Raw genomic sequence first — 24,654 nt, 5'->3', positions numbered from 1 at the left:
TGTCGTCCGCGTCGACAGAGGAGCAGTCGGTCGATCGTCCTGGGCATCGGTACAGCCGTCTTCTGCCCCGGCGCACTCTCGGCAGCCCGACGCCTGCTACCAGACGATGTTGAGCGCCCACTCCTGCCACGACCTCCCAAGTCACCGCGAGCAGCAGAACCCACGCCCTGGGTTCGCCTCGCCGCATCTCGAACTGCCATGACGTCCCAGCAGATACGCCGTCGCGACGCCAACGAGACCCGCAGCGACGATGAGCACCGAAGTGAGACGGTCAGGGTCGGCGCACCAGGTCCGCGAGCGGCTCGCCTGCGGCGAAACGGGCCACCAATTCATCGGCGTCGAAGTCGACGCCGATGGGGTTGGTGTCGAAGGCACCGGACTCGAAGAACTCGTTCAGCTCCGCGTCAGTGCTGAAGTTGTCGATCTGCAACTCGATGTGGTTCCCATCGGGGTCCTCGTAGTACATCGAGGTAGTCGGACCGTGGTTGATCGACCAAAACGGCTGTACACCGGCGGCTTTCAACCGCTGGTAGGTGTTAAGCAGATCACCGAGCGAGTCGTAGGTGAAGGCGACGTGATGCAGGCCCGAATGCTCGTCGGTGGGTCGCTGAGACGCACCGGTCGCCAGAAATGCGACGCGATGATGCTCCTCGTCGTAGGTGATGAACGCCAACATGTCGTTACTGAAGACCAGGCGACCTTCGAGGACCTGCAGGTACCAGTCGACCATTTCCGGAAGCTGACCGGTGCGCAGGACGACATGAGCAAGTTTTGCCGGTGATGTCGCGGCCAGCCGGTAGGCGGCGCGGTAGAGCGCAGGTACAGCCACCTCGGCCACGCGTCGCATCCGAGCTCGACGAAGGGCTGCCCCGGCAGGCACCATTCGTCGGTGTGGCTCACCGTCACGGCCCGCAATGGCAGCCCCTCGACGTCGAGGGACAACTCCCTGGAACCTTGCTCGTTGGTGCGCATCCGGATTCCCGCCTCGTCGAACAAACGAAACACCAGCTCGCGACGCTCGAACATGGGGAAGATCCATTCCGCCTGATCCCTCAGCGCCGTTCGCGCGTAGCTGGCGCGGATCTTCTCGTGGTCCACGCCGGACTCCAGCGCGTAGACCACCGTGCTGATCAGGTCGTAGTCAGCATCGAACCAACCCGAAAGTGCCTTTTCCACTTGCAGGATCGCGTTGGCACGGCGCGTCGACGAATCGGGAACCGATGTCATGGCTTCGAACCTACCCCCTCGCCCGCCTCACCCCGAGACAACAACGTCCTCCGGGTTGGTGAACCGCTGTGGTAGCCGTCGACCACACCACCACGGACATGGTCGCTCACCAAGGCTCAACCGGAACTGCCCGACGCGGTTGTCCCGCCCACCCGAATCACGTCGACCCGAGGGTGGAGAACCCCTACGCGAATCTGGGCGACGTGAACGACATGAACACAGCGGCGCCCCGACCGTCGACATCACCGACACCCTCACCCTCCTCGTGGGCCTGACCATCGCCGGACTCACCGCCGCCAGCTGCCTGCACATCGTGCTCTACCAACGAGATCCCCAGCGCCGCTCGGCACGCCGCAACCTCGTGGTCGCGGTCACCTGCGTCCTCGGCGCGATCGTCCTGCTGTTCATGTGGACAGCGATCACCGAGCAGTCCAGTCCACCGGCCCGTACAACCGACCCCGCCAACGTCGAGGGACAGTAGCCTCCCCACCAGCGCATATGACACGTCCCCGCCAGGTCCGGCGCTGCCGCCCCCTCGCCGGACCGCCACGGTGTGACCGACCTGGCCCGCACAGGCACCTGCTGAACGAGCCCGACTCCGAGCCCTCGTGTACGCCTGCGCAGCTGCATGGACCACGACGGGATCAAGGCAGGACTGGCGACTCCAACCGCACTACACTCGTGGCTGCGCGCACGGACAATGCTGGGATGCCCGAGTTGATGTCGACAGTGGTCGAACCCAACACATTCGCCGCTGACCAGCCCACCCTCACCAGTACCGACGGGCTGATACTGCGACCCTGGAGCGACGACGACGCACCCGCCGTGTTCGAAGCATTCCAAGACCCCGCGATCCGCCCATGGCACGTACGCAGCGCCGAGTCCATCGACGAAGTTCGTCAATGGATCCTTTCGTGGCGCTCGGCCTGGACAACCGGCAACGGGCAATGGGCCGTCACCTGCGACGGCGAAGTCGCCGGGCGCATCGGACTGCGGCAGTCCGATCTCGCCGAGGGCGTCACCGAGCTCGCCTACTGGACCCTGCCCGCCTGGCGTGGCCACGCAATCGCGCCCCGCGCCGCAAACACTCTGATCCGCTGGGCATTCGACGACATCGGATTCGACCGGATCGAGCTCACCCACTCAGTCCGCAACCCGGCTTCATGCCGGGTCGCCGCCAAGTGCGGATTTCCCCTCGAGGGCACACTGCGTGGCGCAGGACGCCACCACGACGGCCGCCACGACATGCACCTGCACGCCCGCCTCCGCACCGACTGACTCCCACACGCGAGACACCAGCGAGCCGTCGTCAGGACACCATGGCCGCGCCCGCCACCACCGACTACCTTCCGACAGCATCCGCTGACCTGCAACGATGACATGTCCCCCAACCCTGGGATCCTGTCGGGCAGTGAGCTATTAGCGGACTCTGCGGTGTGCCCGATATCGTCACCCACATGACCGCCGATCCCGCGCACACCCAGGCCCCGACGGGCCAGGGCGCGCTGCGTGGATCCACCGACCTTCTGGAACTGGAATTCGCCGAGCAACTCGGCGCGCAGCTCGCCGCCAACGATGAATTCCAGGCCCTGCTGACCGCCAACAATCACCTCCTGCTGCAGTCAACTTTCAGCGAGCTGAGCCCCGGACCGGAATGGGCGCACAGTATCGCGGCCCAGCTCGCACCGGCACCGGCGGATTTCACCGCCCACTGGTACGCCCCGACACTTCCCGGCTCGCAACACTGGGCCACCGCCGCCGCGACGCTGGCCTCCGACACCGCGGCCCGTCTCGCCCACTCTCTCGCCCCCACCATCGCCACCTCCCTCAACGCCCCAGGTCGGTGGATGTCCACGGCGCAGATGCTCGGCGTCGAAGAAATCACGGCTGAAATCTCGTCTTGGGCAAAACGGGTCATCGCGATCAAACGCAATCGCGACCAGATCCGTGTGCTGATACTTCTCGCGCTCGAACTCGAACGCGCAGCACAGCGCACCATCAGGGCCGGGATCCAGATCTACGGTCTGACCGAACTACTGAGGAGCACCCGCAACCGGCTACGCGAAGCGCTCCTGAGATCCAGCACCACCACACGCCTACGCCACCGCGACCGCCGCCGTGGCCCCACCGCCCCACCCGGGCACACCGTCGCTGCCCGCCCACGCGTCAGCCGCGGACCCAACACCTGCAGGTCGATCGCCATCCCTCGATCACCTGCAGGACTCACCCACGCCTGATCAGACTCTCCCCTGTCGGTCACGTCGGGCGATCCTGCACAACTCCGCAGGAGAACCCTTGAACACCACCGTCTTCGGCGTGCTCGCCGCCCTCGTCGCGGCGCCGCGCGTCGTCCTCGTCACCGCCCTGATCGCATTGCCGGTGACGATCATCTCGCTGCTGCTTCTGCTGGTCGTTCCGGTCGCCTTGTTCGCCGACACCGCGCGCGGGCGCCGCGCCGAGCGAACCCTGCAGTCTCTGGTCACTGCGCTCGCCGCTCTGGCACGGTTTGTCGCCGGGAAGCAACGGTGACCGGGTCGCGGCCGGTCGGGCGCCCGCCGCAATGCTCGCCCGAGGTCGTCGACCGGGTCCTGGTCCTGCGCGACGACCACTCGAAGAGCCTGCGCCAGATCGCCGAGACCCTCAACCGCGAACAGATCCCACCACCCGGCGGCGGAGCCCGATGGCAGCACCCACACATCAGCCGGCTTCTCCAGACAACACACCTCAAACACCGTCGCCAACTACGGTCGATCACCGCTGTGAACAGCAGAAACGACACGTCTCTCACCACAGGGCGCTACCCCCACGACGCAGAAAGGTCACCGCGGCCGAAGCGCTCGACCACGGTCGAGTCCGGAACCGTCAGCGAGCCGACGGCTGAGCAGCTACCCGCTCGACCGATGCGTCATGATGGCGGCTATGACCGAGGAGACCGGGCCGCAGTTGGTGGTCTTGCGCGGCAACTCAGGATCGGGAAAGTCCACGGTTGCCCGACTGGTGCAAGAACGGGTCGGGAAGGGCCGGTGCGCCGTGGTCGGCCAAGACGTCGTGCGCCGCATCATCCTTCGCGAGCACGACGCTTCAGGCGCGTTCAACGTGACGCTGATCGAGACCATCGCCATGGCCTGTCTGGAACGCGACCTGACTTTCGTGGTCGAGAGCATCCTCCACGCCGACCGCTACGCGGCGATGCTCAAGCGGCTGCGCCATCACGCTTCACGAGCGCACTTCTACGCGTGGGATCTTTCCTTCGAAGAAACCGCGCGCCGTCATCAGATGAGGCCTCAAGCCGCCGAGTTCGACCTCGACAGCATGCGGTCCTGGTTCCACGGCTGGAATCCGCTGCCCTTCGTCGACGAAACACGTTTCGACGCGACCTGCAGCACGTCCTCCGCCGTTGGGCGCATCTGCTCGGATCTTGGCCCCGAGGGGCGGACCACTCGCACCGATGACAGCCGCTCCGGATCGATCAATCGAATCGACGGGATCAGCCCTCCGGCACACACGCCCGCCCCCGCCATTATCGAAGGACAGTGACCTCATCCCGAACGAAGCACGTTGACCAGCGCCGATGACACGTCCCCACTTACCCATGCCAGCGGCGACGTGCCCCGCCGTCGGCGATAAGGTCTGTGCCGTGAGCACCGACCGTGCAAAGAAGCAGGCTCGACGACGTCACCGGCAGGCGAAGAACGCCGTCCGAACATCACTACGACCCGGCTACGCCGATGATCTCATCGACAACTTGATGCCGATATTGACCCAGGACCCGACCCCCATCTTCGACACGACAACACCAGTGCCTACCGACAATTCGCCATTGTCGCTCTGGGAACCGACCACACGGCTGGCGAATGTCGACGACCTCGACGACGCGCTCCTCGAGGTGATGTCACCGCGACCAGACTTCACCTACGGCCATCTCCTTCCATCAACCGTTGATCTGATCCACGGCCTGCTGGCGGTCGCTCGGGTGCGTGCTGCGTCCGCACACACCGACTGGGAGCAAGGGCGAGAAGGTGAAGCCGCCCTCGATCGTGATCTCCATGCCGAACTGATCAGATTGTTTCCTACGATCACCGCCGTTCTCGACGAGACTGAGGTGCGGCCGATGCTGACCCTCACGTTGCCCGACGATCGCGCTGTTCGGGACTACGACCAGTGGGTCGAACTCTGGTACCGCATCGGCGACGGACTTCGGGTGACGACCGAACTCGCGCGCGTCGCAGCTCAACCCGAAGCCCCGCTCTCACCCGAGCACCGCTTCCTCGCGGGATCCCTGATGTTGACGCTGTCGCACCTCGACGAGCGGTACATGGCGCAATACGGGGCGAATATGGATTCCCTCGCCGCGGACTTGGAGTAGGGCGAAAGCCGCATTGGTTGTCTAGGACTCGAAGCCGTTGCGCAACGAAGTCCGCTGCTGCCCAACGACTTCCCGGCACTGCTGGCCAAGCGGCCACCATGGAAATAGCTGACCTTGGTCATGCGGCATCGGCCGCAGCCGTGGCCATATCCCGAGGAAGGCACAGGATTTGAACGAGACCGCACTCGATCCCATCGCGGACGCCCGACGGCACTTTCAGGCGATCTGGGACCGATCCGGCGGGCTATGGGATCTGCGGGGATGGTTCGAGTACCTGATGGCGCCCGAAGCGGCCGTCGAGGAGGAACTCGGCGGTGGATACAGCCCCGTCTCGGAGCTGTTCCTGTGGCCACCGATCCTCACCGCACTCGACAGAGAAGAGCTTCCGCTCGACGACATCGCCCTGTTCGCCCGACTCGTCCCGGTCCACGAGCTCGTCGACCTGTTCAACGAGGCCCGCACCGGCCGCTGGCAGCACCACCCCGCAGAGCTGGTCGCCCGATTCATCGAGCTCACCGTCACTGAACAGATGCAGACCCTCATCGAGCAAAGTCTGCTGTACTCCCCCGAATTCCAGGCCGCCGCGAGCAAGGCGCGCGCCCTGTACGCGGCCGAGCAGCCATGCTGAGCCCGAGCAGCCGACATTCAGCCGCGGACAGTACGACGTCGGGTCAGATCCAATAGGAACAGATGCCATCGTCGCTCTCGACGCAGACAGTGCCACCACACGCGTGAATGACGTATTGACTGAACTAACTTCATAATCCTTGCAGGTCAACACAGGTTTCTGCTAGCTTTCCCCGCCATGTACGAAGAGGGCGCCGAGCGAGATCTGTCGAGACTCGTTGTGCCAGAAATCGGTCGGCTCCAAAAGACCAGTGACGTGTGGGACCGTACCGGCTTCTCGACGCGAACGGCGCGGCCATCGAGCCCGCGGCGAGGTACTTCGTCGAGCTACAGGCCACCGACAAGCGCCCGTCGACGATCCGATCGTATGGCAGTGATCTGCTTCGCTGGTGGCGGTTCCTGGCTGCGATCGGCATGTCGGGGGACAAGGTGACTCCGGTGGAGGGACGCGACTTCGCGCGATGGATGTTGTTGGCGGACAAGCCGATGAGAGTCCATTGGCGACACCGGACCGACGGCCGGTTGACCGGTTTGCCCCACAGCCGCCCCGGCCCGGTCGTCAATGCCGTCACCGGCAGACCGAGTCCTGGACCGAAGTACTCGCCGGCGTCGCGGGCGCATGCCGAGACCGTCTTGCGGGCGTTCTATGACTTCCAGCTGGAAATCGGCGAAGGACCGTTGATCAACCCATTCCCGCTGGACCGCTCACGACGCTCAAGGCGGGCCCATGCGCACCACAACCCGATGGATCCGCATCGGAAGGAGCGGGGCGGCCGCTATCGGCCGAAGGTTCCCAAGCGGATCCCGAAGAAGATCCCCGACGAGCAATTCAACACGGTGTTCGCGGCACTGAAGTCGAACCGAGATCGCGCTCTGCTGGCGTTCTGGGTGTCGACCGGCGCCCGCGCCGAAGAACTGCTGTCCGCGCGCCAGGGCGATGAGGACCCCGGCCAGCAGCTGATCACGGTCACTCGCAAGGGTTCTCGCAAAGCTCAGCAGCTGCCGGCCTCGCCCGATGCGTTCGTTTGGCTGCGGCTCTACCAGGAAGAACTCTGGGCCAAGGGAGCTCCCCGGGGTCGTCGCCACCCACTCTGGTTCACGCTGCGCCGCCCTTGGCGGCCATTGTCCTATCACGCGGCCCGAGCCATGTTCGCCCGTGCACAGGAAGCGCTCGGCTCCAACTATCCGCTCCACGCACTTCGGCACACCGCGGCCTACCGCATGGCCGATGACCCGGACATGGATATCACCGACGTCCAGTGGATCCTCGACCACGCCTATCTGACGACCACACAGCTCTACACCACCCCGACTCAGGATGAGGTGATCGCGGCCGCGCTCGCCCACCACACGCGCCAGACCGAGCGCGCGACAGCCCCACCGGAGCCGCCAGCACCAGGTTACGACCCACGTTCTCTCGACGTCATTTTCGGCAGGACGTGATGAACTCATCGACAACAACAGCGCCGTCTGAGGTCGGTTCGAGCAGCCGACAGCAGGAACTGACTCGCGAAGCGCGTGGAGTGCTCGCCGAAACGATTCTGGACCAATTTCCCGCTCGGCCATCGCTTTCCGCTTCGCGTCAGGTATTGACAGTCGAGAAAGCCATCGAACGGCTCGAGGCGTTACGGCCTCCTCCGGTGTCGGACGACATGCGCTTTCGTCACAGACTGTGTGTCAGGAGGCTGCTCGGCTGGCTGGAGATCTTTCCCGGCAAGACATGGCAGCAGCGATGGCAGGCCAGCGGTGCCGAGGCCGCCGAGCCGCACTGGACCGCGGCCGCCACGGAATGGCATCGGGCACACGGCCGGACGGGCGATAAGTCCCAGCTGCTGGCCGCGTTGATGCTGCTGTCCATCGCAAGGATCATCTGCCCGAGCCCGGCATTCTTGCTGACTATCAACCGACCCGGAACGTGGACGACAAAGCTCGCCGATCTTCGCGATCTGTCGGGTTTCGGGCAACTCGACGCGGCGATGCCGCCCGAAATTCGGTCGAGCACCCACCTCCCGGTGATCCGATGGCAACTCTGTGTCCTGCTGCTGACCAAGGGCGGCGGCGTTCGCGACATCACCGTCGGCGACTGCGTCGAGCTGCGCAAGCAGGAGATAGACATCGGTTTGCCAGGAAGGGGCCGGTATCTGTTCTACACCCTGCTCGAAGCTGCGGGATTCCTTCCGCAGGGCGCGCCGGTGACCCTGCGGGCGATCATGAACTATGGCGGACGATCCAGTGTCCAGCGACTGGTAGACCGGTACCACGTCGCAGATCCCGAGGTCCGTAACCTGCTGGTCAGCTACCTGGCGGAACGACAAGTCGCCCTGGACTACACCGCACTCGACTCGCTGTCCCGGGTGCTGGTCATGAACTTCTGGACGGATCTGGAAGCACACCATCCAGGCATCGACTCGCTCCACCTCGACCCGGAGGTGGCGCAGGCGTGGAAAGAACGCCTCCGCGTCAAGATCCAGAAGAAGCGCCTGCCGGACGGCACCACCGTCGAGGTCACCGTCCCACGCGTGAACTACCTCCAACTCCTGACCACGGTCCGGGCGTTCTACCTGGATATTGCACAATGGGCTACCGAGGATCCCGCTCGATGGGCGCACTGGGCTGTTCCGTGCCCAATCCGCGCGTCGGAAACTGCGCACTCGACCAGGAAGTCGAAATCTCGCCGAAAGGCGCGCATGGACCAGCGGACCCGCGAACGCCTACCCCTGTTGCCGGTTCTGATGCGGACTGCCGAACGGCGCGCGGAGGAGGCCCGTATCCGGCTGGACGCGGCACTCAATTCCGAACCCGGCCGGCCGTTTACCGTCCTGGGCGAGACCTTCGCCAGAGTCTCCGCGCGAAGGAACGGAAATCACCGGCTCAGCATGGTTACGCGCGTCTTCGACTCGACCGGTCGACGTCGAGACCTCCGCGCGGAGGAACATCGCGCCTTCTGGGGTTGGGCGGCAGTCGAATTTCTCCGACACACCGGCGTCAGAATCGAGGAAATGCTCGAAACGAGCCATCACAGCATCATCCAGTATCGACACCCCGAGGCAGGGCAGATCATCCCGCTGCTTCACGTCGCGCCTTCCAAGACCGACGAGGAACGCCTCCTCGTCGTCAGCCCGGAGCTGGCCGATGTCATCTCCACGATCATCGCCCGAGTTCGACAGAAGGGCCGAGCCATCCCGTTGGTCCCGTTCTATGATCTCTCCGAGCGATGCTGGGCCGCGCCGACTTCACTGCTGTTCCAGTGGAAGAGCGGCAGCCATACCAGAGCTATAGCGGCGTCGACGATCCGCAAATGCATCAGGGACATCTTCGAGTCGACAGATATCAAGGACGCCGATGGGCAACCGCTTTACTTCGTGCCCCACGACCTGCGCCGAATTTTCGCCACGGACGCGATTCTGAATGGTATGCCCCCGCACATTGCGCAGATGCTGCTGGGCCACAACGACATATCCACCACAATGGGCTACAAGGCCGTCTACCCGCAGGAAGCAATCAACGGGCACCGCGCGTTCATCACGCGGCGCCGAGGAACGCGGCCGAGAGAGGAATACCGCACCCCTACCGATACCGAATGGGAGGAATTTCTGGGCCATTTCGAGCGCCGCAAAGTAGCGCTTGGCGAATGCGGGCGCGCATACGGAACTACCTGCCAGCACGAGCACAGTTGCATCCGTTGCCCAGTCCTGCGAGTGGACCCGACCCAACGCGGTCGGCTCGAGAAGATCCGCGACAACCTCACCGATCGCATCACCGAGGCCGAAGCCGAGGGCTGGCTCGGCGAAGCCGAAGGTCTGCGTGTCAGCCTTGCCGCCGCCAACGACAAGCTTGCCCAGCTCGACGAACGAGCCCGCCGCTCCGCGACCGTCTTCATCAACATCCCCACATTCCCCGAGGTGCCGCCAGCACCGTCGCCACGGCACGGACTGGTCTTCGAAATCCGGCGGTAAGACCCGGCGCACTGCCGGAGCGGTGAATCCCGTTGGTGCACCCCCCATCAGCTGGGCTCCGTGGTGCTTGTCGACGACCACCTCCCACCCCGTCTTGGCGCCGTGACCAGCACTGACGGGCGAGTAGTGAGTCGGACTCGGCATTGCTCCGGTGTTTCTGCTGAGTCCGTATCACCCTTGTCGGTAGGTTGGCCGACCATGAATCCCGCCGAAGTGTTCGACGCCGACGCTCAACACACGATCGCATGGGTGAACTCCCACACCGATCAACTCAGGCAGCTCCCGAGCCTTCCCGTCCCCATCCGGTTCGCCCACGCGATGAACGCCTTCGCCGCGATCGGTGTGGCAGCTTCCCTGCTGTACCGAACAACCGACGACGAGGCCGAACAACGCCAGCACTGGCACATCGTCGAAATCGGCGACGACGCACCCGATCACCTCGCCAACGGTGCAGGAGCGCCGGTCGTCCGCCGCTACTGCTACGCCGAGGATCAGCCGCTGCCGCCAGGGCTGATCACCCCCGACGACCTCACCGAAGCGGCGCGAACCCAGCTTCGACGAGCGGCACGAGACACCGCCGCTGCGCTGAAAGATCTGCTGCATGCCATCTCATCCGATGGTTCCGTGCCACCCGACCTTCGCCTGATCGCCACGGATACATTCCACGCCGCAAATCTGGTCTCGACCATGTACGACGACGACCCCCGCAAGGCGCGGCTCATCTGTGAAACTCTGCCCGCAGCACAGGAAGCGAGGCACGACGAACTCGAACAGCAATTCCACGCGCTCACCTTCGGCGGCGTCTACGAACCGACAGAGGAACGAATCATGGCGCTGGCCAAGGAATCCGGCTCCCAGCGCTGATCCCGACCCGGCGCGAAAATGGTGCGGCCTGGGAATCCCCGCGAGAAACGCTGAGTGGCTGCCCATGCCAAGTGAGCGCGTCGGCAGCAACGAAATTCCGCTAGCAGCTGGGTTACCTTCCCATCAACGCCGACGGCGAGATCATCGGCACGCGGAGCGCCTTCGGCTGTACGCCGCGTCGGTCAGGTGTTGCCGGGCGGGGCGATGACGCTGAGAGGGCAGGCTACACAGGGGGTTCAAGGGTCTAGAGTCGAGAACCTAGAGGTCACCGCACCGAAATCGGGTTGCGCGCGCCAGGCTCACCGGTTCAGCATCGAGCCATGACCAAGATCGGCCAGGTAGTCGTGCGACCGCTGGGACCACCAGACGAGGAGGCCTGATTGCCAGTGGCGCGACCTGAAGGGTTACCACTTCGGTGTCAGTTGGTTTTCCCGCTCGGTGTCGGTAGCCGCGGTGGAAGGCTAGACGAGTTACCCACCGAGGTCAGCGACTTGGGCCACCCTTGGTCGATCCGGTCGAAGACGCGTTGGTCGCGGGATTCCTGTAGACGCTGAAGGGCGAACCCGCTCGCCGCTTGGCTCGTTTGGTGCGAGTGGGTTCTCTTCGGCAGCTTTCATTACGTCGTCGCCGAGTCAGCGCTGTGACACAACGATCGAGCACGTTCCTGTAGTTCGGTGATGCCGTGTTCGATGCCGTCGGCGATCAGGTCGATATCGGGTGTCGAGCCGTAGTCGCCGGTGATCCCGAAGATGAGGTGATCGTGGTAGCTCAGTATCGCGATCGTGGTGCGCAGGCGCATCGCGATAGGAATGCAGGGCCAGATCTGTTCGACCTCGCATCCGTCCACGGCGAGCTGGTCGCGGGGTCCTGGGACGTTGGTGGCCAGTGCCGCGACGCTGTGTTGCGGGAAGTGTCCTGCCAGCCGGAATGCCCACGCCCCGAATCGGAAGGGCAGCAGCTGGGCCATCGACAGTATCGATGTCTCGGCCTCGGTCTCTCCCCGTTCGCGGTGGCGTGTCACTCGTTCGTGCACGGTTCTCAGCGCTTCGAGTGGGTCGGTGAGCTCTACCGGGAGGTGGGGAAGGATCGCCGAGATGCGGTTGTCCATCGCGAATTCGGTGTCGGTGCCGCGCATGGACACCGGAACCAGGATGCGGATCTTGCTGGGCGAGGGTTCCTCGCCGCGGTGTTGCAGCAGTCGCCGGTAGGCTGCGGTGACAGCGGCCAGTGCTACGTCGTTGAGCGAGGTGCCGAACGCGTTTTCGATGGCGCGGATGTCGGACATTGCCGCCTTCGCGACGGCGTAGCGGCGTTTGCGCCCGATGGGGCCGTTCAACGTTGACGGGGCTGTCGGGGCCATCGCGGCATACACCACGGGGGCGACCCCGCGCGCGATCGAGAGCGCGAATCGGGGTGCTGCCACTGGTAGCCGGATCCCCTTGTAGAGCAGTTCGAGGAGTCCGGTGCTGGGTCTTCCCGATCGGCGGGTGTCGTTCGTGGCGGTGTGGTGCGTGGCGGGATCGCACAGTTGCTCGAACAACGCGATACCTGACATTCCGTCGACCATGCTGTGGTGTGCCTTCACGATCAGCGCCCATCGGTTGCCGGTCAGCTGCTCTACGACGACGCATTGCCACAGCGGATGGTCACGATCGAGTCGTTGCTCGAGTTCGGTGGCGATCAGCTCCTGCAGTCTCGACTCGTCTCGAGGCGTCGGTAGTGCGGTCCACCGGATGTGGTGGGCCAGGTCGAAGTCGGGGTCGTGTTGCCAGACCGGGGCAGTCAGGTCCAGTGGTGATCGGTGCACGCGCTGGCGCAGCCGCTCGATGTGGCTGATTCGCTCGCCGAGCCATGCGGTGAATGCCTCGCGTGTGGGCGCGGGTCCGGTCATGATCGCGACGGCGCCGATGGCGAGGCTGATCTAGGGATCGGTGTTTTCCAGTTCGATGAATCCCCAGTCCAGGGGATGCAGCTCGTTCATGGCTCGACCTCGAGGTAGGCGATGCGGCGACCAGGCTGTCTGCGCGGCCGGTGATTCGATCCTCGCGGGTGCTGTCGGCGTTGGTGAGAGGAAATGGTCCACGATCAGCGGCCGAACTGCTCTTTCGGGTGCCGTTGCGCAGGAGGCGTGTGTTTGTGCCGCCACGATGGGGGCGGGCGTCAACGGCCTACGTCACGATGTCGTATCCCGGCCCAGGCGATGCCGGTCGCGGCGGCGGTCACCGCGAGCAGGATCGCGCTCGCCGCTGGGTCCGGGTGTTGGAGTGGGATGGGCGCGGTGTGGCGCAGCGGTGATGCTCCGGCGAGCCATCCGGGTAGGTCGAACGCATCGACGAACAGCAACGCCACAGTGACATAGGTGAAATAGGTCCAGCCGAGAACGGCCGCGATATCGGGCGCCCATCCTAGGATCGTGGCGGTGGCGGCGACGAGGACCCAGACAGCCGGCAGGTATCCGAGCGCCGATGCTGCCAGGCGCAGGGCCTGCTCTGGTTGTTCGGTCCGTATGCCGTGGGCGAGTCCTTCACCGAGTCCGCCGGCGGCGAGAACGACCGTGGTGGCGGTCGATGCCACGGCTACGTAGCCGGTGAGCCAGCGCACGCGCCCGACCGGACCCGCCAGAATCAGTTCCGAACGTCCGGCGGACTCTTCCGATCGCGCGTGCAGGACGACGGCGATTCCGCATGCGGCGGCCAGCAGCGCGCTGATGGCGAGTGTGAACGCGAGGTAGGAGTCGACGGCCTCGCGTGGGGCGTCTGCTCCGATGTAGGTGGCGAGGTCGGGATTGTCGGCCAGGAACTGCTCGATGCTGTCGGCGAAAGAACCGTAGGCGGCGCCGAGGAGGAAAGCGCCTGTCGCCCAGCCGAGTACGGGGCCGCGTTGCAGCCGCCATACCAGGCCCAGAGGCGAACCCAGTAGCACCGAGGCCGAGCCGCGTCCGGGCCGGTAGCCGAGAAGTCCGGCGCCGAAGTCGCGGTGTTGCGATACCGCGAACGCGACCCCGATCAGTATCGCTGATGTTGCGGCGAACAGCGCTACCGGCCACCAGCGGTCATCGACGTAGGGGTAGGTGCGCTGTCCCCAGCCGATCGGCGAGGCCCAGGCGAGTGCGTCCCGGCCGGCGTCGCCGACGGCTCGCGCGACATACATGGCCGCGATCAGGGCGGTGACGGCGCCGTAGACGGTGCGCGGGTTTTCGAATATTTGGGCGGCCACGGTCGTGGCCGCGGCGACGGTGAATCCGATACCGGCGACTGATACCCCCACCAGCACTGACCCGGCCGCTGGCAGTCCGGTCGCCGCGGCGGTCGCGGACACGATCACCGCGACCGCGCAGTTGGCGATCATCGCGGTGATCAGGGCGGCGAGGATGGTCGAGTGCCGGCCCACCGGCGCCGATCTGATCAGTTCGGCTCGCCCGAGTTCTTCATCGGTGCGGGTGTTGCGGCCGATGAGGAACATGTTCATCAACGAGACCACGACAGCGAGATAGGCGAAGACTTCGAACACGACTTCGCCACCGACTGTTTGCAGCAGGCGGGTCGGGCCGCCCATCGCGACCACGGCGGCGTTGGCTGCCATGGTGGCGCGCAGCTGTGCCAGCTTGGCCGGGGTGTCGTAGAAGTTCTGGCTCGACACCGACTGCAGTGCCATCAACGCCGCCACCCCGGCCAGCCACCACGGCAGGATCCGGCGTTCACGTCGAAGGATGAACCGGATCAGGGTGGACACTCCGGCGGTTTCGGGGTGCGCGGCGACGGTGGTCATGACGGAGCCACGGTCTGGTCACCGGTGTAGTGCCGCAAGAAGATGTCCTCCAACGCCGGTTTGCTGCTGGTCAGGGCGATGACGCCGAGGTCGGTCAGCGCACGCAGGACATGATCGAGGTCTGCGGTGTCGACCTCGAAGCGGGCAGTGGTGCCGGTGATGACCAGGTTGTGCACGCCGGGCAGGTCGGCCAGGGCCGAGGCGGGCCGCTGGGTCTGGACCTCGATCGAGGTGCTGCGCAGATGCTTGAGCTCGGCTAAGGCGCCGGTCTCCACGGTGCGGCCGCGCCGGATGATGGTGACCGCATCGCAGAGCGCCTCGACTTCGGCGAGTTGATGGCTCGACAGCAGCACCGTGCGGCCCTGGGCGACGAGCTCGCGGACGCAGTGCTGAAACTGCATCTCCTTGACCGGATCCAGGCCCGCGGTGGGTTCGTCGAACAGCAACAGTTCGGCGTCGGAGGCCAACGCCGCGATCAGGGCAACCTTCTGGCGGTTGCCTTTGGAGTAGGCGCGGGCCTTGACCGCCGGGTCGAGTTCGAACCGGTCGAGCAGTTCCGCGCGTCGGCGTGGATCGATGCCGTCGCGCAGGTTGGCGAGCAGGTCGATGGTCTCCCCGCCGGTGATTCCCGGCCACAGGGTGACCTCGCCGGGCACATACGCCAGCCGACGGTGTACGGCCACCGCGTCGACCCAGGGATCGCAGCCCAGGACACGGGCGGTTCCTGTATCTGCGCGTAACAGCCCGAGCAGGATCCGGATCGTGGTCGTCTTGCCTGCCCCGTTCGGTCCGAGGAATCCGTGCACCGAACCGTGCTGGACGGTCAAATCGAGTGTGTCCAGTGCCGCGGTCGCGCCGAAGGACTTGCTCAGCCGGGAAACAGCGATGGCGGGTTGGTGCGTCATGGTTGTGATCGTCGCCCCGGACTCACGCTGGCGAGGAGAGTCGAAGGTCCCGCACCGCTGCGCGTTGGTCACCGCCCGCCCCCCGCCCGCGCGGTTGCTGGGGCTGTCGGTGCCATTGGTCCCTGGGTTGTGGGTATCACGGCTCTGACCGCAGACGGCTCCGGGCAGCGAGGCTGAGGGTCATGACCACAACATCTGCACCCCGCGTCGCGGTCCTGTTCGCCACCGCGCAGGGTTCGACCCGCGACATCGCCGAATACATCTGCGAGGAACTGGCCTCGCGTGGCGCGCGCGCCGAGCTGCACGACATCGAGCACGCACCGGATTTGACCGGAGTCGACACCGTGGTGATCGGCAGCGCCATCCACGACATGGATCTGCTGCCGCAGGCATCGGCCTACATCCGGGCCAACCTGCCCGCCTTGGGCGGCATGGATGTCTGGCTGTTCACTGTCGGGCTCGGGCCCGCCCTGCGTGGGCCGATCGGACGGTGGGCCGGCCGCCAGATCCCCCGCAAGATCGGGGCGGTAATCGGCGCACTGCATCCCCGCGACTACGCCGCCTTCGCCGGCAAGTACGAGCGGGAAGGGGTGTCGTGGCGGGCCCGCACAATGTTTCGACTGCTGGGCGGCACCCGCTACGGCGACCTGCGTGACTGGCAGGCAGTGCGTCAGTGGACGAACCGGATCGCCCACGCTCTCGAGCTGCCCCACGCCCGGGCGATCACCACCGACCATCCCTGACCGAGGACAGCATGGCTACAGCGCGCAGCAGTCGAGCGTCATCGCCACGTTCACGATCAACCCGACGGTCGATCTGTCGCTCGATGTCGACCGACTGCTGCCGGAAGGGAAAACGCGTGCGCGGGTGCGGGTGCGCACGGTCCGCGGGAGGTGGTGGGATCAATGTCGCCCGATGCGCGCGACGTCTGGGCGGTGCGGTGCTGGCGGTGCATACCATCCGCGCCGTCGGCTGGAACGACTCCGGCCCCACTGTGGACCATCCTCACCGCGATAGAGGTTCTCGGCCACTAGCCTGACCCGACCCTCACGACGCGGTCGTTGAGTCAGGGCACCCGCGACCGCCCCACCCGGGTCTGGCCCAGCGGCGAATTCGACTGCCGCTGGGGTCGTTCGCTCACCCGTGTCGGGGGCGCATTTCTATGATGGCGTCGATCGGGCGGCGCGGAGTCCGCGGCGGCGGCGGCGAACACGCGGTGCCGATTCGCACCAATACCTGGGGGTGGCGATGGCCGATGAGATCGGCGAGCATGGCCCGCGCCGACGGCACCTCCACGACGTGGGACACGGTGCAGGTCGACAAGCCTTGGGCTGTGCACTCGAGCAGCACCGCCGACAGCGCGTAACCGGCATCGAGCAAGTCTGGGGCCGCATCGCCCTCGGTGGACAACACCGCGATCCGGGCCGCATCGTCTGCACGGGCTTCCGGCGGTTCGGCGGTCCCGGCCGGGAATTGGCGGCCCAACGGAACATGAGCTCGGTCAGCAGCCGAGGGACGTGCTGTCGCGGGGACGCCCGCGCCACCCAGGTCGTGGCTGGTGCTCCACCAGTTCAGTTCGGCACCGTATTTCGGGTCGTAGCGGCGCAACCGTGTCGTCAGTTCCGATATCCGGCGCAGCTCGGCGACACCGCTGTCATCGAGGAAGGTGACCTCGGTGTGGGATCGGTGTCCGAGGAACTCGAGCACCTTCGGCGTGGTCACCCACTCCGAGGGTGGGTCCATCGCGGTCCTGTCGCTGTATCTGTGATCGATCGCCGCACCGAGCAGCTGTTCGGGTTCGGTGAGAGCATGTGTTGCGACCGGGCGCACCGAGGCGAGGTGCGCGCGCACGGTCGGATCGGGAAACCGCGAGGTCCGGGTGTCCCAGCCCGCTGCGGCCCACGCGAGTTCGGCATGATGCAACATCACCCCGCAACCGAGGACCTGCTCCCGGTTGAACGCGTCGGTGGCGGGCAGCAGCCGTGTGGAATCCACCGTCAGCGCGGCCTCGGATCCGTCCCAATACCAGTGCCAGGGCTGACTGTTGTGCAGCGACGGGGCCCGCGCCGCACGCTCGAAGACCGCACGGACAGTGGCCAGGTCAGGGGTTTGCTGGTTCGTCATCGGTGGCCTCGTTCGTCTCGGCTATGGTCATGCCGGTCGATGGCTCTTGGCGGCCTCACCTGCCAGCAGCAGATCGTGGGCGCGGCGGGCCGCCTCGGCGGCCCGGGAGGAGCCGGCGGCATCGGTCGGCAACTGCTCGAGACCATGTGAGAGCGCCAGCACGGCCTCGGTCAGCGTCGTGGTGTGTTGTTCGAGCCGGGCCAGCCGGTCGGGTGCGGGCTGGGTGTCGGGACCGAGGTCCTCGGGCAGGTGCAGTTCGCCCGCGATGTTGGAGCTCGCCCCGTACAGCAGGCGGTAGAGAGTGATCGGCAGTCCGGCGAACACGCGCGAGAGCAGGCCCGGTGAGAACTTCTCCTCCAGCGCGTAGGTGACCGCGGCCACGACAGCGGGTACCTCCGCGGGGTCGATGTCGGCTTCCCGGGCGAACTGTGTGATGAAAGGATGCAGCGCGTGGCGAACCGGGAGGTGGCTGGGTACCCAGTTTTCGTAGTAGATCCCGCGCAGCAGTTCGGGCAGCTGGGCACTCAGGTGCGCCGAGCTGTCGATGCCGATCCGATCACGCACGGTATGCAGCCACGCGCGCACCGCCCGCAGGGCGAAGCGGTGGTCGTCGGTGTCGAGACTGTCGGCGACCACGCGCAGCCACACATGAGCGATGTGGACCGTCGGAGCCAGTGGATCATGGTTGTTGGGCATGGTTTCTCCTGATCGTCGCAGTGGCTGGCTTCTTCGATTCGACCAGCCACGGGGCGTGGGCGACCAGGGCCCAGCGTCCTCGACCGGGGCGCCGTTGGTCGTCAACCAGTCCCCTGCGGGCCCTGCCTGCGGTCGTGATCTTTGTTCTCCAGGGTCGGGCATTTCGGCTTTAGTCCGGTCTGCTTTTCGACGGAAAGTCCGCAGCCATCCGGCCAGCGGAAGAAGCCGCTATGGCGCGTGGGTCGAGCGAAGCGCAGGACGCGGTCGGGCGACATGGGCACCAACTGTCCAAACCGAGCAGCGATGGCCCTGTACACCCCAGGCTTCGCCCCATCACCGACACCCTGGCGAACCGCTGCACGACTTCCTCATCCCGCAACCGCTCCAACTCGTTAGGCCACCGCCCCTGCCCCGGCCTCTGCCCGACGTCTCGGCAGAAATCGCAATCCGACACGAATGAGCCGCGCCCCACCACCCCCTCCCCTGTACCGCAGCTTCAACCTCACCTCCCGCCACTACGCTCCGGGCCAGTCGCCGCTCGACGGTATTTGGACATTGCTCGTGCGCGATCTGGCCGAGGTGGGGGTCCGCGCGCGATACCTGCGAACTAGTCCGGCGTGTATTGGCAGGAAGCGATCGCGAACTCACCCTTGCCTTCGTTAGCGCTGACGCTCTTACCATCCAGAAGAATCTCACACGTAACCGAATCGCTTCCAGGAATGCTGTTCTGTGCACTCACTTGGTACACGATTGCGTCGGATTTCGTCGAAACCGTTTTTTCCCAAGGGATCTGCGCCTCGGTTTCTTGCGAAGTCTGCGTTCCACCGTCTGTGTAGGTGATCGACGCTTGCGTTGTACCGCCCACCTTGTACGTGATTTCACCGCCACCAGTGGTGCCGGTGTCACTGCAAGCTGTCAGCGGAACGGCGACAGCGGTCACGATTGCTACGATGACTGAAAATCGATGCATGAGAACCGCTCCTCACGACAGACGACATTGTCGCCTCGATGCTATCAGGGCGCGTTCAGTGACAGTGAAAGAAATTATCTCCCTCGGACAATTGGCGCACGTTGTATGACAAGTCCCGAATGTCGACGCCAAAACGTGCCACAGAGACTGTGATATCGGGGGCGAGCCCGATGAAGTATTCGTCGGTTCCCCAGCCGCACCCGCAGTTCGAGGAGACAAACCGTGGCTGCGACTCGGATGGTCAGCTGGCGCCCAGTGGTCAAGGTCGCATGGGAACAACCGGCACGACCGGCCAAACATCTGCGCCGATATCGGCTTCGCTATGCGCGCCCCGGGCGCCGAGGTCGCGCGCGAAGCCGTCGACCTGATGCTGCTCGACCTCTTCGCGACGATCGTCGCGGCCCGTTGGCTCGGACGGTCCCACCGAGGCCCGGTGGGGCCGCGCAGGACCAATGCCCGTCCAGCCGGGACCTTCGACCGTATCGGGACCCAGCGGTGGCGGCCGAAGCTGGGAACAGACCAGTGAATCCGAGCGGATCGAGGTACCCGATGGGCGAGTTCGTCACCGAGTTGGGTGAATTGCGAATCGGCGACGCCGACCGGGCCGGCGGCAAGGGCGCCAATCTGGGCGAACTCGTCGCCGCCGGCCTACCGGTGCCGCCGGGTTTGGTCATTCTGGCCGCCTCCTACGAGCACGCGCTCACCGACAGCCCCGCTGGTCCGGAACTGGCTCACCTTCATGATCGTGCCCTCACCGCCGTTAGCGACCCCGCCACGCTGACTGGTCTGTGCGAGAAGATGCAGGCTCTCGTCCACGGCATCGGCGTGGACGAGAGCCTGCGCGAGCCCGTGCAGGTCGCTTACCGGGCACTCGGCGACGACGTGGCGGTCGCGGTGCGCTCCTCGGCGATCGGTGAGGACAGCGCCGGCGCATCGTTTGCGGGCATGAACCTCACCCACACCAACATTCGCGGTACCGAGGCACTGTTTTCCGCGGTGGTCGACTGCTGGGCGTCGCTGTTCACTCCCCGAGTGCTGACCTATCGGGCCCGGCGCGGGATGGCCGGGCAACCGGTGATGGCGGTGGTCGTGCAGACCATGGTCGATGCCCGCACCGCCGGTGTCGCGTTCACCGCTGACCCGACCACACGCCGACGCGACCGCGTCGTGGTCGAAGCCGCCCGCGGGCTGGGCGAGGTCGTCGTCTCCGGCGCCGTCGAACCCGACACCTACCTCCTCGACGCCGCGGGCCCGACATTGCTGGAAACCCGTGTGGGACACCAGGGTTACGCCGTCGTCTCCGGTCCTGACGGCGACCGGCGCGTCGAGCTCGGTGCCGCCGACACCACCGGCCCGGTGCTGACCGAGGAACAGGTGCGCGCGGTCGCCCGGCTGGCGCTGTCGGTGCAGACCCACCATGACGGCGTCCCTCAGGATGTGGAATGGGCCTTCGATGACCACGGCGACCTGTGGATCGTGCAGGCCCGCCCGATCACCACACCGACCGACGCCACCACGAGTTCACACCCTGGTGCGGTCCGGGGCGAGGCCTTGATCCAGGGCATCGGAGCCGCGCCCGGTGTGGCCGCCGGACTCGTGCGGGTCCTGGCTTCCCCCGAGCAGGGCGACCGGCTGCGCGACGGCGAGGTCCTCGTCGCGCCGATGACGAACCCGGACTGGCTGCCGACCCTGTCGCGTGCGGCGGCCGTGGTCACCGACAGCGGCGGCATGACCTGCCACGCCGCGATCGTGGCACGCGAACTCGGCATTCCCTGCATCGTCGGCACCCGCACCGCGACCACCACCCTCACCGACGGCGCGGCGGTGACCGTCGACGGTGCCACCGGGCAGGTCAGCGCGGGCATGACCGAGATGTCGCCCCGTCGGCCCGCTACCCGCACCGACACGCCCGCCACCGCGACCGAGCCGACCGCCACCAAGATCTATGTCAATCTCGCCGCCCCCGGCATTGCGGCCACGGTCGCGGCCGGTGATGTCGACGGTGTCGGTCTCCTGCGTGCGGAAACCCTGCTGACTCGCGCCCTGGACAGCCGTCATCCGCGTGAGTTGATCGCCCACGGGCATCAGCAACAATTCGTCGACCGGCTCAGCGAGTCACTGGTCGGTATCGCCGAACCGTTCGGCACGCGCCCGGTGATCTATCGCACCACCGACTTCCGCAGCAACGAGTTCCGTGCATTACGCGGCGGCGAACAGTACGAACCCGTCGAACACAACCCGATGATCGGCTACCGCGGCGCCTACCGCTACATCCGCGAACCCGACCTGTTCACCGCCGAACTCACCGCCCTGGCCCGAGCCCGGACACGGTGCCCGAACCTGCACGTGATGATCCCGTTCGTGCGCACCCGCTGGGAACTGGAAGCCTGCCTGGAACTCATCGACGCCAGCGAACTCGGTCACCAGCGCGGCCTGCACCGGTGGGTGATGGCTGAGGTCCCCTCGGTGATGCACTGGCTGCCCGAATACGTCGGCATGGGCATCGACGGTGTCTCCATCGGCAGCAACGACCTCACCCAGCTCATGCTCGGCGTCGACCGCGACTCCGACCAGTGCGCCGAGCTGTTCGACGAAGCCGACCCCGCCGTGCTCGACGCGATCGCGCGCATCATCGCCACCGCGCGACGGCTGGGCATCACCTCCTCGCTGTGCGGGCAGGCGCCGTCGAACCGGCCCGCCTTCACCGAACACCTGGTGCGCATGGGCATCACGTCGGTGTCGGTGACCCCCGACGCCGTCGCCGCCACACGCCGGGCCGTCGCGGCCGCGGAACGCCGAGTCCTGCTCGACCACGCACTCACCCACACCGCGACGGCGTCCCCAGCCTGATCATCCCCCGCATCCACAAACACCACACAAGAAGGGCTCGATCATCATGACCGATCTGACCGGACGCAGCGTCGTCGTCACCGGCGGCGCACGCGGCATCGGCGCGGCCGTCGCGCACACCCTGGCCAAGGCCGGCGCCGGCGTCGTCGTCGCCGACCTGCTCGAACACGACGGACGCGACACCGCCGCCGCCATCGGCCCCCAAGCGATGTTTCGCCACCTCGACGTCACCGACGAGGACGAATGGCGGCTGGTGCTCGACGACGCCGAAGCGAACTTCGGTCCGCTCGCGGTACTGATCAACAACGCCGGCATCGTCGATTTCGGTGGCGTCGAAACCGAAACGCCCTCACAGTTCCGCCACGTCCTGGACGTGAACCTCGTCAGGTCCTGGCTGGGCATGCACCTGGCCGCGCCGCGTCTGCGCGCCGCCGGTGGCGGTGTCATCGTCAACGTGTCCTCCACGGCCGGTCTCATCGGCTACTCCGGCATCGCGGGCTACGTCGCCAGCAAATGGGGCCTGCGGGGGCTGACCAAAGCGGCCGCGCTCGAGCTCGGCGCGGCCGGCATCCGGGTGTGCTCGGTACACCCAGGACCCATCCGCACCCCGATGACCGCGGACATGGACCCGAGTATCGCCGCAGGACAACCCTTGGCGCGTTTCGGCGAACCCGAGGAAGTCGCGGCGATGGTCGGGTTCATCGTCACCGAAGCGACCTTCTCCACCGGCTCGGAATTCGTCCTCGACGGCGGCGCGACCGCGGGTGCCTCGCTGGTCCTGCCCTCATGAACCCCGCCGATGCGGCGCCCGCACCGCCGGCCCCGGCGCAGGTGTGTGAGACCCACACCGGTGTGGTGTTGCTGTGCGGGACGCGTGCCTACAAGGCGAAAAAGCCGCTGCGCACCGACTTCCTCGATTTCAGCACCCCAGCCCTGCGGGAACAGGCCTGTGCGCGGGAACTGGCGCTCAACGCCCGGCTGGCCCCGGATGTCTATCTGGGGGTCTCCAACCTCGACGACCCCGAAGGTGGACCGGGCGAGCCCGTGCTGATCATGCGCCGCATGCCCCAACACCGTCGCCTCTCGGCCCTGCTGGTCGCGAACACGGTTTCTGCGACCGACCTTGCCGCACTTGTCGAGCTGCTGGTCGGGTTCCATGACCAGGCGCCACATGGCCCCGACGTCGATCGCGCGGGCACAGCCGACGGCGTGCGCGGGCGATGGCGCACCCTGCTCGATCCCCTACGCGCCGCGCCCGCCGACCTCGTCGATCCGCAGCTGGTGGACCAGTTGGATCACCAGGCGATGCGCTACCTCGACGGGCGGGCCGCGTTGTTTGCCGACAGGATCGCCCAAGGCCGCATCGTCGACGGACATGGCGACCTGCTCGCCGAGCACATCTTCGACCTGTCCGACGGTTTCCGGGTGCTGGACTGCCTCGACTTCGACGATCGACTGCGCTATGTGGACCGCCTCGACGACATCGCCTTCCTCGCCATGGACTTCGAATTCCTGGGCCGCCCCGAGCTGGCCGCCCAGTTCCTCACCAACTACCTTGCCGCGACCGACGATCCGGCACCGGCTTCACTGCGCAATCACTACATCGCCTATCGGGCGACTGTGCGCGCGAAAGTCGATCTGATCCGCGCCGGGCAAGGCGACCCCGCCGCCGCAGCGCGACTGCGCAACCACCTCGGCATCGCCGCCCGCCACCTGGCCGCCGGGGCAGTACGCCTGACCGTGATCGGCGGGCTGCCCGGTACCGGGAAATCGGCCGTCGCCGCGCGACTGGGCGAGCGGACCGGAGCAGTGGTGCTCGGCAGCGACCACCTGCGCAGACAACTCGCAGCTACTGGTGAAGTCGACGGCGATATCGGCCGGTTCGGGGCCGGACGATATTCCGCAGCCAACAAGGCCCTGGTCTATGACACCCTTGTCGATCGCGCGCGCAAACTGCTGGCGCGCGGCATTCCGGTGATTCTCGATGCGAGCTGGACCGGCGAGGCCGACCGTGCCCGCGCCCGCACGCTCGCCGAGGAAGTGCACGCCGATCTGGTTGAGCTGCGATGTGTCTGCCCGCGCGATCTGGCCCATGAACGGATCCGCGCGCGCCGCGGTGGCGAATCCGACGCCTCCGTCGACACCGCCGATGCGATGGCAGCCGCCGCCACCGACTGGCCCGACGCTGTCGTCGTGGACACCAGCGGTGAACTCACCGATTCCGTCGCCGTCGCCTACGCCACCTGGTGCGGCCCACCGACCTGCCCGGCCACGGCTTCGACAGCGTGATCACCGCCAACC

At 66.2% G+C, this 24,654-nt stretch carries 22 protein-coding genes; 15 read left to right on the top strand and 7 right to left on the bottom strand.

What is annotated here, in order from left to right:
• Positions 1-271: 271 nt before the first annotated feature.
• On the bottom strand, positions 272-847 hold the full coding sequence (locus NI2_RS08725; RefSeq protein WP_084476183.1) for a VOC family protein: 576 nt from the start codon (positions 845-847) through the stop codon (positions 272-274).
• 645 nt (positions 848-1,492) lie between these two features.
• Here NI2_RS08725 and NI2_RS08720 point away from each other — a divergent pair.
• From NI2_RS08720 to NI2_RS08675, 10 genes are all read left to right on the top strand, one after another.
• Positions 1,493-1,708: a hypothetical protein gene (locus tag NI2_RS08720; RefSeq protein ID WP_067488241.1), complete on the top strand. Its 216-nt coding sequence runs from the start codon at positions 1,493-1,495 to the stop codon at positions 1,706-1,708.
• A gap of 227 nt (positions 1,709-1,935) precedes the next feature.
• A complete protein-coding gene (locus NI2_RS08715; RefSeq protein WP_067488239.1) occupies positions 1,936-2,505 on the top strand; it encodes a GNAT family N-acetyltransferase in 570 nt (189 codons plus the stop codon).
• Between the two features lie 179 nt (positions 2,506-2,684).
• Positions 2,685-3,464 carry a hypothetical protein gene (locus NI2_RS08710; RefSeq protein WP_133734206.1) on the top strand — a complete coding sequence of 260 codons (780 nt, stop codon included), beginning with the start codon at positions 2,685-2,687 and terminating at the stop codon, positions 3,462-3,464.
• Positions 3,465-3,522: 58 nt separating this feature from the next.
• On the top strand, positions 3,523-3,756 hold the full coding sequence (locus NI2_RS35055; protein ID WP_067488235.1) for a hypothetical protein: 234 nt from the start codon (positions 3,523-3,525) through the stop codon (positions 3,754-3,756).
• Positions 3,757-4,146: 390 nt separating this feature from the next.
• Positions 4,147-4,764: an AAA family ATPase gene (locus tag NI2_RS08700; protein WP_067488234.1), complete on the top strand. Its 618-nt coding sequence runs from the start codon at positions 4,147-4,149 to the stop codon at positions 4,762-4,764.
• 100 nt (positions 4,765-4,864) lie between these two features.
• Positions 4,865-5,593 carry a hypothetical protein gene (locus tag NI2_RS08695; RefSeq protein WP_133734205.1) on the top strand — a complete coding sequence of 243 codons (729 nt, stop codon included), beginning with the start codon at positions 4,865-4,867 and terminating at the stop codon, positions 5,591-5,593.
• Between the two features lie 169 nt (positions 5,594-5,762).
• Complete coding sequence (locus NI2_RS08690; RefSeq protein ID WP_067488229.1) at positions 5,763-6,221, top strand: hypothetical protein; 459 nt, start codon at positions 5,763-5,765, stop codon at positions 6,219-6,221.
• A 257-nt stretch (positions 6,222-6,478) separates the two neighbouring features.
• On the top strand, positions 6,479-7,663 hold the full coding sequence (locus NI2_RS08685; RefSeq protein WP_243750084.1) for a tyrosine-type recombinase/integrase: 1,185 nt from the start codon (positions 6,479-6,481) through the stop codon (positions 7,661-7,663).
• Positions 7,663-10,176 (top strand): tyrosine-type recombinase/integrase, encoded by a 2,514-nt coding sequence (locus tag NI2_RS08680; RefSeq protein WP_133734204.1) that lies wholly within the window; start codon positions 7,663-7,665, stop codon positions 10,174-10,176. The genes NI2_RS08685 and NI2_RS08680 overlap by 1 nt, the downstream gene beginning before the upstream one ends.
• 198 nt (positions 10,177-10,374) lie before the next feature.
• Positions 10,375-11,040, top strand: a complete 666-nt coding sequence (locus NI2_RS08675) for a hypothetical protein (protein ID WP_067488225.1) — start codon at positions 10,375-10,377, stop codon at positions 11,038-11,040.
• Positions 11,041-11,656: 616 nt separating this feature from the next.
• On the opposite strand, the gene NI2_RS08670 is transcribed toward NI2_RS08675, so the two are convergent.
• The 3 genes from NI2_RS08670 to NI2_RS08660 all read right to left on the bottom strand — a co-directional run bounded on the left by NI2_RS08670 (position 11,657) and on the right by NI2_RS08660 (position 15,713).
• Positions 11,657-12,949 carry a wax ester/triacylglycerol synthase family O-acyltransferase gene (locus NI2_RS08670; RefSeq protein WP_255284007.1) on the bottom strand — a complete coding sequence of 431 codons (1,293 nt, stop codon included), beginning with the start codon at positions 12,947-12,949 and terminating at the stop codon, positions 11,657-11,659.
• Between the two features lie 251 nt (positions 12,950-13,200).
• Complete coding sequence (locus tag NI2_RS08665; RefSeq protein ID WP_067488224.1) at positions 13,201-14,808, bottom strand: ABC transporter permease; 1,608 nt, start codon at positions 14,806-14,808, stop codon at positions 13,201-13,203.
• Positions 14,805-15,713 carry an ABC transporter ATP-binding protein gene (locus NI2_RS08660; RefSeq protein ID WP_067488222.1) on the bottom strand — a complete coding sequence of 303 codons (909 nt, stop codon included), beginning with the start codon at positions 15,711-15,713 and terminating at the stop codon, positions 14,805-14,807. Before NI2_RS08660 ends, NI2_RS08665 begins: the two co-directional genes overlap by 4 nt.
• Positions 15,714-15,895: 182 nt before the next feature.
• Between NI2_RS08660 and NI2_RS08655 the strand changes: the two genes are divergently transcribed.
• Entirely contained in the window at positions 15,896-16,456 is a 561-nt protein-coding gene (locus NI2_RS08655; protein WP_067488220.1) for a flavodoxin domain-containing protein, read from the top strand.
• 394 nt (positions 16,457-16,850) lie between these two features.
• Here the strand turns inward: NI2_RS08655 and NI2_RS08650 are convergent, their stop codons facing one another.
• The 3 genes from NI2_RS08650 to NI2_RS32970 all read right to left on the bottom strand — a co-directional run bounded on the left by NI2_RS08650 (position 16,851) and on the right by NI2_RS32970 (position 19,503).
• On the bottom strand, positions 16,851-17,837 hold the full coding sequence (locus NI2_RS08650; RefSeq protein ID WP_084476179.1) for an Acg family FMN-binding oxidoreductase: 987 nt from the start codon (positions 17,835-17,837) through the stop codon (positions 16,851-16,853).
• Between the two features lie 27 nt (positions 17,838-17,864).
• Positions 17,865-18,533, bottom strand: a complete 669-nt coding sequence (locus tag NI2_RS08645) for a DUF2267 domain-containing protein (RefSeq protein ID WP_067488218.1) — start codon at positions 18,531-18,533, stop codon at positions 17,865-17,867.
• A gap of 607 nt (positions 18,534-19,140) precedes the next feature.
• Positions 19,141-19,503, bottom strand: a complete 363-nt coding sequence (locus tag NI2_RS32970) for an MmpS family transport accessory protein (RefSeq protein WP_084476175.1) — start codon at positions 19,501-19,503, stop codon at positions 19,141-19,143.
• 322 nt (positions 19,504-19,825) lie between these two features.
• Between NI2_RS32970 and NI2_RS08640 the strand changes: the two genes are divergently transcribed.
• From NI2_RS08640 to NI2_RS08625, 4 genes are read left to right on the top strand one after another with little or no spacing between them, the layout of a single operon-like run.
• Positions 19,826-20,029: a hypothetical protein gene (locus tag NI2_RS08640; protein WP_067488215.1), complete on the top strand. Its 204-nt coding sequence runs from the start codon at positions 19,826-19,828 to the stop codon at positions 20,027-20,029.
• Between the two features lie 23 nt (positions 20,030-20,052).
• Positions 20,053-22,353, top strand: coding sequence for a phosphoenolpyruvate synthase (gene ppsA, locus NI2_RS08635; RefSeq protein ID WP_067488213.1), 2,301 nt, complete (start codon positions 20,053-20,055; stop codon positions 22,351-22,353).
• Positions 22,354-22,399: 46 nt separating this feature from the next.
• Positions 22,400-23,143: an SDR family oxidoreductase gene (locus NI2_RS08630; protein ID WP_067488211.1), complete on the top strand. Its 744-nt coding sequence runs from the start codon at positions 22,400-22,402 to the stop codon at positions 23,141-23,143.
• Positions 23,140-24,642, top strand: coding sequence for a bifunctional aminoglycoside phosphotransferase/ATP-binding protein (locus NI2_RS08625; protein ID WP_067488209.1), 1,503 nt, complete (start codon positions 23,140-23,142; stop codon positions 24,640-24,642). The genes NI2_RS08630 and NI2_RS08625 overlap by 4 nt, the downstream gene beginning before the upstream one ends.
• The last annotated feature ends 12 nt before the right edge of the window (positions 24,643-24,654 follow it).

This window comes from Nocardia ignorata NBRC 108230, assembly GCF_001612905.1.
Classification (GTDB): domain Bacteria; phylum Actinomycetota; class Actinomycetes; order Mycobacteriales; family Mycobacteriaceae; genus Nocardia; species Nocardia ignorata.
The sequence above is the reverse complement of the archived record's forward strand: the minus strand, read 5'-3'. Positions and strand labels throughout refer to the sequence as shown.